Annotated in this window: 10 protein-coding genes; 9 read left to right on the top strand and 1 reads right to left on the bottom strand. The window is 35.6% G+C overall.

Features of this window, described 5'->3' with window-relative positions:
• Nucleotides 1-28: 28 nt before the first annotated feature.
• The 6 genes from MTQ00_RS10080 (at nt 29) to MTQ00_RS10055 (ending at nt 6,210) form a co-directional block, all read left to right on the top strand.
• Entirely contained in the window at nt 29-469 is a 441-nt protein-coding gene (locus tag MTQ00_RS10080) for a hypothetical protein (protein WP_172279757.1), read from the top strand.
• 3 nt (nt 470-472) lie between these two features.
• Nucleotides 473-1,111, top strand: a complete 639-nt coding sequence (locus MTQ00_RS10075; RefSeq protein ID WP_273648737.1) for a hypothetical protein — start codon at nt 473-475, stop codon at nt 1,109-1,111.
• 166 nt (nt 1,112-1,277) lie between these two features.
• Nucleotides 1,278-2,072 (top strand): thymidylate synthase, encoded by a 795-nt coding sequence (locus MTQ00_RS10070; protein WP_172279753.1) that lies wholly within the window; start codon nt 1,278-1,280, stop codon nt 2,070-2,072.
• A gap of 73 nt (nt 2,073-2,145) precedes the next feature.
• Nucleotides 2,146-3,465 carry a serine hydrolase domain-containing protein gene (locus MTQ00_RS10065; RefSeq protein WP_273648735.1) on the top strand — a complete coding sequence of 440 codons (1,320 nt, stop codon included), beginning with the start codon at nt 2,146-2,148 and terminating at the stop codon, nt 3,463-3,465.
• A gap of 4 nt (nt 3,466-3,469) precedes the next feature.
• Nucleotides 3,470-3,697 (top strand): hypothetical protein, encoded by a 228-nt coding sequence (locus tag MTQ00_RS10060; RefSeq protein ID WP_172279749.1) that lies wholly within the window; start codon nt 3,470-3,472, stop codon nt 3,695-3,697.
• A gap of 2 nt (nt 3,698-3,699) precedes the next feature.
• Complete coding sequence (locus tag MTQ00_RS10055; RefSeq protein WP_273648733.1) at nt 3,700-6,210, top strand: M1 family metallopeptidase; 2,511 nt, start codon at nt 3,700-3,702, stop codon at nt 6,208-6,210.
• A gap of 85 nt (nt 6,211-6,295) precedes the next feature.
• Here the strand turns inward: MTQ00_RS10055 and MTQ00_RS10050 are convergent, their stop codons facing one another.
• Nucleotides 6,296-7,078: a class I SAM-dependent methyltransferase gene (locus MTQ00_RS10050; protein ID WP_273648731.1), complete on the bottom strand. Its 783-nt coding sequence runs from the start codon at nt 7,076-7,078 to the stop codon at nt 6,296-6,298.
• A 34-nt stretch (nt 7,079-7,112) separates the two neighbouring features.
• On the opposite strand from MTQ00_RS10050, the gene MTQ00_RS10045 reads away from it, so the two are divergent.
• From MTQ00_RS10045 to MTQ00_RS10035, 3 genes are all read left to right on the top strand, one after another.
• Nucleotides 7,113-8,441, top strand: a complete 1,329-nt coding sequence (locus MTQ00_RS10045) for a hydroxymethylglutaryl-CoA synthase family protein (RefSeq protein WP_273648730.1) — start codon at nt 7,113-7,115, stop codon at nt 8,439-8,441.
• Nucleotides 8,442-8,868: 427 nt separating this feature from the next.
• Complete coding sequence (locus tag MTQ00_RS10040) at nt 8,869-11,769, top strand: SusC/RagA family TonB-linked outer membrane protein (protein ID WP_273648729.1); 2,901 nt, start codon at nt 8,869-8,871, stop codon at nt 11,767-11,769.
• Between the two features lie 17 nt (nt 11,770-11,786).
• Nucleotides 11,787-13,316 carry a RagB/SusD family nutrient uptake outer membrane protein gene (locus MTQ00_RS10035; protein ID WP_273648728.1) on the top strand — a complete coding sequence of 510 codons (1,530 nt, stop codon included), beginning with the start codon at nt 11,787-11,789 and terminating at the stop codon, nt 13,314-13,316.
• Nucleotides 13,317-13,379: the final 63 nt, after the last annotated feature.

Genomic DNA, 13,379 nt, shown 5'->3' with positions numbered 1-13,379 from the left:
TTAATTCGGATAACGGCATTTAATTCATATGAATAAAGAAGGACTACTATATATTATTAAGGAAAAACTTTCAGAAAGAGCACAAAAATTTGAATTGCTGATTGCTGAAACCCGCGCTTCAAATAATGATACTAAAAGCTCCATGGGAGATAAATATGAAACTGGCCGTGAGATGTTGCAACAGGAAATTAATCATCTTCAAAGGCAGCTCAATGAAGTGTTGAATCAACAGGCTCTGATTCAAAAAATAGTTACGGAACCATCTTTTAAAGTTCAAAATGGAGCATTAATAAAAACGAATAAGGGATTGTTTTATGTTTCGGTTTCAATTGGAGAAATTACATTTGAAAATCAGAAGATCATGACCGTTTCTGCTGAATCTCCATTAGTAAAAGCAATGTTTGGCAAGAAAATAGCAGAGAAGTTTGAGATCAATAATGTTCATCAAACGATTGAAAATATCTGGTAAGCTATGAAACTAAAATACATTCTATTCGTCTTTTTATTCCTGATATCAAATTCTTTATTGCTGGCTCAGGTAAGAGCTAATATTTCTGGGAAATCCTACGATCTCATATCTGTGGATATTACAATGGGGGGTATAATTATTACCATTAATAATGACGGATCAATTGCAGGATTTAACTCCATTTCAAATGGGAATATCGACTATTATGATGATCAATATTTCGACCGGGAGAAAATGGGAAAAATAAAAAAAATAGGAAATTCTAAAGTTGACTATTATGATCAGTTTGATATAGATAAAGATGGCAAAGTAAAAAATATTGGAGATATTGCTATAGATTACTGGGATCGTTTTGATCAGGAAAAGAACGGAAAGGTAAAAAAGATAGGAAATCTGTCTATAGATTATTGGGATCATGATATTATAGATGATAGTAAGTTTGGAAAATTAAAGTCGATTGGAGATATATCAATAGACTTTGGTGGAAAAGAAATTATAGATCAGAGTAAGTATAAAAAACTTATAAAATTTGGAAATGTCACTCTGGATTATTGGAATGATACCATAATGGAAAAGAAAAAATTTGGAAAAATCAAATCAGTAGAGGGAAACACAAAGGATGTTGCGGTAGTTATACGTTAATTACTTATTGAATGGCTGAAAATTGATTTCCTGTCATGAGATCTGGGAATCGTAAGCCGGATAAAAATAAAAGTTAAACAGTGTGAAAAATAAATTCACAACTGTTTTTTTATTAACTTTGACATCTGTTAGAATTTACTAAAAGCACAATAATTAAACTTTCACAATGCAAAACTACTTAGACCTTTTACAGCATATTCTGGATAACGGAACAGATAAAACTGATAGAACAGGAACCGGAACAAGAAGCGTTTTCGGATATCAGCTGAGATATGATTTGTCAAAAGGTTTTCCCTTGGTAACCACCAAGAAAGTGCATTTGAAATCTATAATTTATGAATTGCTTTGGTTCTTAAAAGGAGACACCAATATCCAGTATTTAAAAGATAACGGAGTGAGCATCTGGGATGAATGGGCAGATGAAAATGGAGACTTAGGTCCTGTTTACGGAGCGCAGTGGAGAAGCTGGAGAGGTGCCGATAATAAAGTGGTTGATCAGATCTCAGAAGTGATCGATCAGATCAAAAAAAATCCTGATTCCAGAAGATTGATCGTTTCTGCGTGGAACGTAGCGGAAATTCCTGATATGGCATTAGCACCTTGCCATGCATTATTTCAATTTTACGTTGCTGACGGGAAATTGTCTTTACAACTATATCAGAGAAGTGCTGATGTATTCCTTGGAGTTCCTTTTAATATTGCAAGCTATGCTCTGTTGTTAATGATGGTGGCTCAGGTATGCGATCTTGAAGTTGGAGATTACGTCCACAGTTTTGGAGATGTCCACATTTATAATAATCATTTCGAACAGGTTCAAAGACAACTTTCGAGAGACCCAAGACCTCTTCCGACAATGAAATTAAATCCTGAAATCAAGGATATTTTCGACTTTAATTTTGAAGATTTTACATTGGAGAATTATGATCCACATCCTGGAATTAAGGCTCCTGTGGCGATCTAGTACTATTTTCATACGTTACTGAATATGTAACAAATCTTCATATTTTATGACCTATTAATGAAATGTCATTAGTATGTTAAAAAAGATATTTCTTTGCGTTTCCATCGGAGTTTTCAGTTTCAGTTTTGCCCAGAATATTGATAAGGAAAAACTGGACAATTATTTTAAAGCTCTGGATAGCGAGCACAAGGTGATGGGAAGTTTTGCCATTGCAGATCACGGAAAAATAATTTATTCCAATGCGATTGGATTTTCTGATGTTGAGGCTAGGAAAAAAGCAGATCTTAATACGGTTTACAGGATCGGTTCCATAACAAAGACTTTTACAGCCGTTTTGATCATGAAGGCGGTAGAAGATAAAAAGCTAACACTGGACACTTCATTAAGTCAATTCTTTCCTCAAATAAAGAACGCTGAGAAGATCAAAGTAGAAAATCTTTTAAATCATAGAAGCGGGATTCATAATTTCACTGATGATGCCTTGTATGCATCCTACTATTTACAACCTGTTTCCAAGGAAAAGCTTATCGATATTATTCAAAAGGCAGGCTCGGATTTTGAACCTGGTGTTCAATTCAGTTACAGCAACTCGAATTATTCTTTGCTGGGTTTTATTCTGGAAAAAGTTTATAAAAAATCTTACGCAAAGCTTATTGAAGAGTTTATAGCAAAACCTTTACAACTAAAATATACAAAAGCAGGAGGAAAGATAGAATCTTTAGAAAACATGGCCCATTCGTACACTTATGAAAATGGGAATTATGTAAGAAGTGCCGAAACGGATATGTCTGTTCCCTTGGGCGCAGGAAATTTGGTTTCTACTCCTTCAGAATTGATTATTTTTATAAATGCACTGGCTTCAGGAAAATTGATTTCCAGAGAAAGTTTAGATAAAATGCGTAATTTTAAAGACCATTATGGTTTTGGCCTGGCCGAAGTTCCGTTTATGGGAAAAACAGGTTTTGGGCATAACGGAGGAATAGATCATTTTAGCTCTATATTGTATTACTTCCCTGATGGCGAGAAAACTTTTGCTATGATCAGTAATCAAAGTAATTTTGACAATAATAATATTTCGATCACCGCTTTAAATGCAGCTTATGGAAAAAGCTTTGAAATTCCGAATTTTAATGTAGTGAATCTTCCGGAAAGTGAGCTTCAAAAATTTACCGGAACATACGCGACGGCACAAATGCCGATGAAAATTACCATTTTCATTAAAGAAAAAGTATTAATGGCCCAGGCAACGGGACAGGGTGCTTTTCCTTTAGAAGCAACTTCTCAAACAAGTTTTAAGTTTGATGCTGCGGGAATTGTTATTGATTTTGATGTTACAAAAAGGCAGCTTCTAATTTTGCAGGGAGGTAATAAAGTGAAATTTATTAAAGAATAATATAATGAAATATATAAAAATAAATACGGATCAAAAAGCAGATCTCGAAATGCTAAGGAATGCCATTCTACAATTAAAAGGAGTGAATTCTGCTGAAATTATTGATGAAGAAAACCCTGAAAGCGAGTTGAAGAAAGCTTTTGCAAAAACAAAGGAACAACTTAAAAAAGGTGATTATGAAACATTAGTCAATGACATTTTTGAGATTTTAACTAAAAATAATTCTAAGTAATAATGAAAAAAGCCATTTTATCGATTGCGGTACTAGCGATTTTCTTTTCTGCAAACGTATCAGCACAAACTGAAACTTCAGGTAGAGAAAAAGTCTACAGGGCCACACACACTAAAGTAACAGAACTAAAGCATACCAAACTTAAAGTCAATTTTGACTACCAGAAAGAACAGATGAACGGAGAGGAGTGGCTTACCGCTTCACCTTATTTTTATTCCGCCAATCAGCTGGTTCTTGATGCGAAAAGTATGCTGATCCATGAAGTCGCTTTAGATAACAATGGTAAGAAATCTCCTTTAAAGTATGAATATAAAGATGATGTGTTAACCATTACTTTGGATAAAACATATCAGAAAGATCAGGATTACACAGTGTACATCAAATACACTTCCCGTCCAAATGAAGTAAAACAAGAAGGAAGTGCAGCCATCAATGATGCAAAAGGTTTATATTTCATTAATGCTCAGGGGAAAGATCCGGATAAACCAACCCAAATCTGGACACAGGGTGAAACCGAATCTTCTTCCGCCTGGTTTCCAACCATTGATAAACCGAATCAAAAGACAACGCAGGAAATTTATATGACGGTTCCTGAAAAATATGTGACTCTTTCTAATGGATTATTAAAGGATTCCCAGAAAGAAGCGAATGGACTGAGAACAGATCATTGGGTCATGGATAAAAGACATTCAACTTATCTGTTTTTTATGGGAGTGGGGGATTATGCGATCGTGAAAGATAAATGGAAGAATATTCCGGTGGATTATTATATTGAAAAAGAATATGAACCTTATGCAAAGCAGATCTATGGAAATACTCCTGAAATGATCGAATTTTTCTCAAAGAAAATGGGTTACGATTATCCTTGGGCAAAATATGCACAGATATCCGGAAGGGATTATGTAAGTGGGGCTATGGAAAATACGACAGCAACACTGCATGGAAGTGATATTTTACAGAAACCGGGACAATTAATTGACGAAAATAAATGGGAAGATACAATTGCTCACGAATTATTCCACCACTGGTTTGGGGATCTTGTAACTGCGGAAAGCTGGAGTAATCTTACCGTAAATGAATCATTTGCCAATTATTCAGAGTACTTATGGAACGAATATAAATATGGTAAAGATCAGGCGGACTATCATCAGATGAGCGATGTGAATATGTACATTCATAATCCGGCTGATTTTAATAAAAACCTGGTTCGTTTTAATTATGATTCCCGTGAAGATGTTTTTGATTTGGTAACTTATCAGAAAGGGGGTGGCATCCTTCATATGTTGAGGAACTATCTTGGGGACGACGCATTCTTTGCCGGAATGAATGATTATCTGAAAACGAATGAATACAAAAACGGAGAGGCTCATCAGCTAAGACTTTCTTTTGAAAAGGTTTCCGGAAAGGATCTGAATTGGTTTTTCAATCAATGGTATTTTGGAAGCGGGCATCCCAAATTGAGTTATTCTTATACTTTTGAACCCGTTAAAAAACAGATCAGCTTGGTGATCAGTCAAAGCCAGGAACAGCCTTTTCAGTTTCCATTGGCAATAGATGTTTATGAAAACGGAAAACCGAAAAGATATAATGTGTGGGTAAATGCTGAAGCAAAGAATACATTTAATTTTGATGTTTCAAAAACTCCGGATCTTGTTAATATCAATGCTGACGGAATATTAGTTTCAGAAATTACGGAAACAAAAACTCCTGAACAGAACCTGATGCAATTCAATGGGTCCAAAGAGTTTAAGAGCAGATATACAGCGCTAAAAGCCATTAAAGATCAGGTTGGTAAAAATCCCGCAGCTACAAAATTATTGTCTGCTGCTTTGAAAGACCCTTATTTCAGAGTAAGAATGAAAGCCTTGGAACTGATGGATCTTTCGAACCCTGAGCAAGCAAAAGCTTTGGCTGCTGACGTTGAAAAACTAGCAACAAATGACCCTAAAACATTAGTTCAGGGTGCTGCGGTTGCTGCTTTAGCAAAAACAAAAGATAAAAAGTATCTTCCGGTCTTTGAAAAAGGAGTGGGGGCTGTTTCTAATTCTGTACGCGGTAATTCCCTGTCAGCTATACTTACTGTTGATCCTTCCAAGGCCAGTACATTAGCGGATAAAATCGATTTAAAAGGAGCTTCTGATGAACTTCTGGCACAATTATTACCCATTGTCGTAAAGAATAAGGTTTCCTCACAAATGGCCAATATAGCTCCTATTGCGGCATTTTATCCATTCATTAAATTCCAGAATCCTGAATTAGGAAAATCTGCAGAAGAAGGTTTCAATTGGATCATGACCTCCGACAATATTGCGGCAACACAAAGCATTACCAAGTTGCTGGCGCAGGCAAAAGGCCAGGTCGCTCAGAATCCTCAGGCTAAAATGATGATCTCTCAAATGTTGAAAGATGGTCTTAGTAAAAAAATGGAACTTTTAAAACAAAACCCACAAAATGCTGCAAGCATTAATAAACAAATCGATGCCTTGAATAAAAGTATAGAGGATTACAAATAATCAAATAACGGCTGCTCAGTATGAGCAGCCCTTTTATATTTTCTATCCGGACCAGAAAAAATATCCTGGTTTTCACGAATTTTATCTATTTAGTACAGAAGATAATGGTTTCCTGATCAGAAAAGCCCCAATAAGTGTCTTTTTCATAAGTCTTTATCTCTGTTTGAAATCCGGAATCTTTTAATCGCTGAACCAATCCATTAACGGAATAGATTCGTACATGGTCTTTCTGGCCGAAGTGTTGAAGTCTTTCTTCTGATGTTTTAACTTCAGGGTTTTCGTAGATGTCACCTTCTTTAAACGGAGTCTGAATTAAAAGTGTTTTACCTGTTTTTAAAACCCTGTGTAATTCTTTCATTGCAGCACCATCATTTTCGATATGCTCAAGAATGTGATAGCATATAATAAGGTCGAATTTTTCGGCTTCCACATCAATTTTAGTAATATCAAAATGATAATCTGCTAAAAATTCATTTTCAAAATCTGTTGGAAAATACTTGATTTGCTTTTTATGTTTTAAAGCACGGAAGATTGCTCTTGAAGGCGAAAAATCTAAAACGGTAAATCCTTCTTTCAGATAATTTTCAGTCAGGATTTTATATAGCCTTCGTGATCTTGGTAAGCTTCCGCAAACAGGGCACAATAGATTTCCGTTTTCTAATCTTACAAACTCTTTAAGTCTGGAACGGCAGATATTGCATTCATAATCCTTTCCCTTGTAAAGGGGATACAAAGCTTTTCTGAAAAACATTTCGTTTTCAAAAAGAAATTTTTGAGGCAGTATTTTTTTTACAATATTTTTTGCAATAGCGTACATCGGAATGCAAAGTAATAATATTAATCTGAAAATTAGGGGTGTTGTTATCAATAATTTCTAAATTTGCCTTTTATAATTTTACTGTATGACTTTTGGAATAGAGGCAGCTAGCTATCATGTGCCTTCTTTGTATTTGGAAATTAAAGATTTAGCTGAGGTAAGGGGAATTGATCCTGCAAAATTAGAAAAGGGCTTAGGTTTACATAAAATGGGCTTTCCTGATGTCCATGAAGATGCAGCTACTTTTGCTGCTGAAGCGTTACTTAAACTGATAAAAGACTATAACATCAATCCTAAGGATATTGCAAGAATTTATCTTGGAACTGAAAGTGCTTTGGATGCCGCAAAACCAACAGCATCTTATGCTATGCAGATGGTGGAAAAAGTGTTAGAAGAAAAATATGGAGAACGATGCTTTAGAAATTGTGATGTTGTGGACATGACCTTTGCTTGTGTAGGAGCTGTCGATGCATTGCACAATTCCCTGGATTTTGTGAGGGTAAACCCTGAAAAAAAAGCAATTGTCATAGCGAGTGATTACGCAAAATACGAGCTGGCTTCATCGGGTGAATATACACAAGGAGGAGGAGCTGTAGCCCTATTGGTCTCTTCCCAACCTAACCTTTTGGAGATTGAGAATCAATGGGGAGTCGCAACCGAGAGTGTTTTTGATTTTTTCAAACCCCGACGTCACTACAAAAAAGAAGATCTGAAAGATGCTCCAGCCTCTTTTTCGGATAAGATAGAGGTTTTTACGGATGAGCCGGTTTTTGACGGACAATATTCTAACCAATGTTATCAGGATCGAATCAGAGAAGCTTATCATCATTATAAAGAAATCAGTGGTAAGGATAAGCCTTATGAAGATTGGAGATATCTGATTTTCCACCTGCCTTATGCCTTCCATGGAAAGAGGGTATTCACAGAGATTTATAGCCTGGAAAATGGATTGAGCTACGAAACCCCTGAAGAACAAAAAACAGTGGCTAAATCTAAAGGATATCTGCAATTTATCAATAATAAAATAGAAAGAACCCAAAGGGCATCCTCTGAAATAGGAAACATGTATACTGCTTCCATATTTATGGCTTTGCTTTCCGCATTACAGATATCATACAATGAAAATGAAGAATTAGAGGGTAAGGAAATAGGATTTTTAGGCTATGGAAGTGGGTCGAAATCCAAGGTATTTGCCGCTAAGATTTCCGGAAACTGGAAGACTGTTGTTTCTCAATGGAATTTATTTGACAACCTAAAGAAAAGAACACCTGTTAATTTTGAAACATATGAAAAATTACACAGAAAGCAACTGGATCAATCTGTTAATGAAAATTATGCAGGATTCGGATTGCAATCGGTAGAGCTTGAAAATCCATTGCTAAAAGGAGCAAGATACTATTCATATCAGAAATAAAATAGGAGTAAATTAAAAAACGGATTCATGAAAAACATCTCTTTATGGGATGTTTTTTTTGTTACGTACATAAATTGGTGAAAAAGAAGGGGTGTTATAGGTGTTAAATTACTTTAATATGCCTAAAGTAGTCTTTATTTTATTTAATATTTTAATATTTTAAGTTTATTTATTTAATATTATTTGATTCCTTTCTTAATAGTTGTGAAGTTTTTATTTGTCTTATTGATGTTTATTTTTTTTACTTAAATATTAATTTGTTAAAAAAAATATAAAGCTTATAAAGAGTTTAAAGATTATAATATTAGTTTTTTTTGGCGACAAAAGTGATTTTTTTTATTTGTAATTCACTGTTTATCAGTGTTTTAATTTTGTTAATGTTAATTTTTATTAACATATTTACAGCCATAATACTAAATAAAAGAACATGAATGTAAAATTATGCATGATAACAACTGCTGTTTTATTTTTTACGGGACAAGTTGTACATGCTCAAAAGGTGTTAAAAGATACAGCCACAAAAGAGCAAAAAATAGAAGAGGTAGTGATGGTTGGATATGGAACACAAAAGAAGAGTGAGGTAACGGCAGCAGTATCTCAGGTGAAAGCTGATGATATGGCGGGCTTAGTTACTGCCAGTTTTGAGTCTCAATTGGCCGGAAGGGCAGCAGGGGTCAGTGTAACCACTAACTCGGGGATGGTAGGACAAGCACCTGCTATCAATATTCGGGGAATCAATTCTCTCAACTCAGGAACTTATCCTTTGGTTGTAGTTGATGGAATGCCCATTTTTACAGGAGATACGGGAGGGTATGCTCCAAGTAATGCATTGGGTGATATTAACCCTGCAGATATAGAAAGTATTGAGATTTTAAAAGATGGGGCTGCAGCAGCTATTTATGGTTCTAGAGCTGCTAACGGAGTAATGATTATTACTACAAAAAAAGGAAAAAAGGGAAGATTTCAGCTAGACTACAATACATATACTGGAATTGCTCAAGTCGTAAAACAATTTGATTTACTTCAAACACCGGAATTTTTAACAATCTCCAATGAGAAAAGGACAAATGCGGGGAGATCACCTTGGGCTTTTGGTTCACAATACAATACAGACTGGCAAAGAGCTGTATTGAGATCAGCAACACAAACGGATCATAATATTTCTCTTCAGGGAGGCTTAGGCAAAGGTTCTTATTTTGGATCTGTAGGCTATACAAAGCAAGACGGAATCATTTTAAGCAATGGAATGGAGCGATTTACAGCTCGTTTTAACATCAATCAGGAGGTAAATGATTGGTTGAAAGTAGGAGCTAATATTGGAGTAACGCGAACAGAATATGATGCTCTTAATTCTGGAGTGAATTCCCTTTCTGGTGCAATGGCTAATTCTTTAAGACAATTGCCTAATACTCCTATATACAGAGAAGGAGGACCATTCGGGTACAATATTGATGTGGTAGGGACTAATACTATTACAGGTAAAGGAGAAAATACAGAATATGTTGCCAATAACCTTCCGAATATTGTGTATATAATGAATACCAATAGATTACAGTCCAGAGTGCTAAGAGTACTGGGAGATGTTTTTGGTGAAGTGAAAATTTTACCATTTCTAACCTATAAGCTTCAGATGAGCATAGATCGTTCTCAAAATGAAGGCTTATTGTATTGGAATGCATTTCATGGTGATGGAAGAGGGAGTAACGGAAGAATCCAAAACAACAATACGACCTTGGAAAGGTATAATATCCAAAATATATTAAACTTTAACAAGAGCTTTGGAGATCATAAGGTAGGGGTTACATTGGTGAACGAATACCAAAAGGAAAATCAAAATACGTTTTTTGGAGGAGGAACTGATTTAGGAGATTCTTATTTTAGTACCAATGTAGTGACGGGAACTTATGGAACTCCTCTTTCTGGAGGGGGAAGGACAGAGTTTGCTTTAATATCCTATTTAGCAAGATTTAATTATGATTTTGGGAAAAGGTATTTCTTTCAGGGAGTTATAAGAAGAGACGAGCTGTCATCTCTTCCTAGAGGAGGAAGGGTTGGGTACTTTCCCGGAGCTTCATTAGGATGGAATGTTAGTAATGAAAGCTTTTTCGAAAAAGCGAGAATGTACGTTAACGAATTAAAGCTAAGGGCATCTTATGGTAGAGTTGGAAATAGTAATATTGGAAACTATCCTTATATGTCATTGTATGGACCAGCTAGGTATGGGGACGCTAATGGATTAGGATATTCTCAAATGGGAATTAATACTTTAAGGTGGGAACGAAGTGAGAAGATGGATTATGGGATGGATTTGAGTTTTTTTAAAAATAAGCTGAAAGTAACGGTAGATTATTTTGTGAATAATATTGATGAAATGATCCAACAGGTTCCTGTAGATCCATCTTTAGGGGTTCCAGATAATCAATACAGTTCAAACATTGGAGTTGCAAAAAATAAAGGATGGGAGTTTTCAGTGAATTATACCCCTATCAAGAGGGAAAATTTTGAAGTCAATATAGGAGCTAATCTTTCATTGATTAATAATACCATTTCAACATTATACAAAGGAGCAGATATCTTCCCGGGAAATGCTGACTGGAGCAATGTGGATCGCTTCTACAGAGTTCATAGAGAAGGATATTCTATGAATCAATTATATGGTATAAAATACTGGGGTACCAATTCTGCCAATGGAAACCCTGTTTATTACAAACTAGACGGGTCTTTGGTACAATACAATTTAAATACGAGAAGGTATAATACATTTAACCCGAATAACCCAGGTGATGTTTCTCAGGCGGGAAGTGCTCCGGAAAATCAATTATTAGGAAATACCATTCCAAAATATTTCGGTGCTTTCAATATATCTGTAAAATATCACAATTTTGATTTGGGAACATTGGTAAGGTTTAGCGGAGGTAATTATATTATGAATATTACCCGAAGAGAACTCTTGAGCCAGAACTTTGTGAACAACTCTACAGAAATACTTGGAAGATGGCAAAGTCCGGAAAATCCAGGAGATGGATGGACTCCAAGATTGATGGCAGGTAATGATCCAGGGGTTAATGGCCCGGCAGTTTCAAATAGCCGATTTATAGAGAAAGGAGATTTTATTAAGTTTGATAATCTCACTTTGGGATACAGTTTAGAGCGAGAGTTTTTAAACAAGATTAACATTCAGAAAATGAGACTTTATATTCAGGCACAAAATGCATTTATTATTACGAAATATTCAGGACCAGATCCTGAAATGCAGGTGAACGGGCTCGATTTTAATGGAATTCCAAGACAAAGAGTTTTTTCAATAGGACTAAATGTTACACTTTAATTTTAAATAGAATCATAATGAATGCATTAAAAAAATATATAGTATTAGCTTCAGCAGGACTGGCTATGGCTTCTTGTCAGCAAGATATTTTAGATACAACTTCCTTTAATAACCCTAATCCTGGATTGGCATTTACTTCTCCTGAATTGGTTCAACTAGCGGTAAATGGAGTGTACAATGCCGCACAAATTGGAAATTTTAACGGTACACCAAGGGGGTATGTTTTTGGAGCGGCTTACTTTCAACAAAATGAGGCAAGAGGGGAAGATGTAGTCAATACGCAGGCATTTTATCAATTAACGTATGAATCTAATTATGATGCGACTACTGCCAATAATGTATATTATTGGGTTGATGCTTACCGATTGATTAATAGAGCTAATCTTGTTAATGAGGGGATTGACAGAGCGGTTAGCAATAATGTTATATCTCAAGCTCAGGGAAATGAATACAAAGGAGAAGTCTTATTTTTCAGAGCATTAGCTCATTTTGAGCTTTTAAAACATTTTTCAAGACCTTATCATTTGGATAATGGCGCTTCTATGGGGGTGCCATACAGGACATTAGGAGTTGATACTGAAGCTACCATTGAGCAAGCAATGCAGGTGGGCCGAGAGACTGTCGCTGAGGATTATCAACGATTGTTGACAGATCTGAATTTTGCAGAAAGTAGTCTTCCTACCAATGTTCAAAGACAAGGAATTAATAGAATAGGCAAAATCACGAAAGGGGCGGCTATTGCGATTAAAATAAGAGCCTATTTGAATATGAGAAACTGGAATGGAGTGATCGCAGAATATAATAAGCTTACTTCTATGTATACTTTAGAAGCTAATCCTGCAGCAGTATTCAATAATAACCTGGCAAATACAGAGTCTATTTTTTCAATTATTAATACCGCAAATAATAATCCAGGGGTGAATGGAGCATTGGCAGCCCAGTTTAATAACAGAGCATTGATCGCGATCAGTCCTATTTTATGGAATGATCCTCTTTGGCTGGGAAATGATAAACGGAGGGATATTACGGCTGTCGTTTCTGGTGCCAGATTTACCCGAAAATATACGGATATTGTTAATTATACAGATGCGGCACCGATTGTCCGGTTTTCTGAAATGAAATTGGCGGCTGCAGAAGCTTATGCCAGAACGAACAATTTATCCAATGCATTAACACTCCTTAATGAGGTTCGAAATAGATCATTGGCAAATCCTGATACACAAGCCTATACGCTTGCTTCGTTTCCTGATAAAGAGAAGATGGTAAAAGGGATTTTAATGGAAAGAAGAATCGAGTTGAGTTGTGAAGGAGTTCGTTGGGGAGATATTCATCGGTTAATTAATGATGATATTGCTCCTACTCAAGGGATTCCGGCAAAAGTGCCTAATGGATTCCCGGCAGCGACAAGCTATACTGTAGGAATTCCTTATTCCGGAAATCTGATTAATGGTATTGCTTATACTGATTATAGGTTTTTATGGCCCATACCGCTTATGACAACTAGTGTTAACCCGCTTCTTGCCAGCCAACAAAATCCAGGGTGGTAAGTAAGGTACTTAAAAGTAAAAAAAAGAGACTATCTTCTGGATAGTCTCTTTTTTTTATAAATA

Origin of the sequence: Chryseobacterium sp. B21-037 (assembly GCF_028570785.1) — a bacterium.
GTDB lineage: Bacteria > Bacteroidota > Bacteroidia > Flavobacteriales > Weeksellaceae > Chryseobacterium > Chryseobacterium proteolyticum.
The sequence above is the reverse complement of the archived record's forward strand: the minus strand, read 5'-3'. Positions and strand labels throughout refer to the sequence as shown.

Excerpts from the sequence above, each read along its gene's own strand:
- MTQ00_RS10035 (WP_273648728.1), top strand. The coding sequence starts at position 11,787 with ATGAATGCATTAAAAAAATATATAGTATTAGCTTCAGCAGGACTGGCT.
- MTQ00_RS10070 (WP_172279753.1), top strand. The coding sequence starts at position 1,278 with ATGCAAAACTACTTAGACCTTTTACAGCATATTCTGGATAACGGAACA.
- MTQ00_RS10060 (WP_172279749.1), top strand. The coding sequence starts at position 3,470 with ATGAAATATATAAAAATAAATACGGATCAAAAAGCAGATCTCGAAATG.
- MTQ00_RS10055 (WP_273648733.1), top strand. The coding sequence starts at position 3,700 with ATGAAAAAAGCCATTTTATCGATTGCGGTACTAGCGATTTTCTTTTCT.
- MTQ00_RS10045 (WP_273648730.1), top strand. The coding sequence starts at position 7,113 with ATGACTTTTGGAATAGAGGCAGCTAGCTATCATGTGCCTTCTTTGTAT.
- MTQ00_RS10065 (WP_273648735.1), top strand. The coding sequence starts at position 2,146 with ATGTTAAAAAAGATATTTCTTTGCGTTTCCATCGGAGTTTTCAGTTTC.
- MTQ00_RS10075 (WP_273648737.1), top strand. The coding sequence starts at position 473 with ATGAAACTAAAATACATTCTATTCGTCTTTTTATTCCTGATATCAAAT.
- MTQ00_RS10080 (WP_172279757.1), top strand. The coding sequence starts at position 29 with ATGAATAAAGAAGGACTACTATATATTATTAAGGAAAAACTTTCAGAA.
- MTQ00_RS10040 (WP_273648729.1), top strand. The coding sequence starts at position 8,869 with ATGAATGTAAAATTATGCATGATAACAACTGCTGTTTTATTTTTTACG.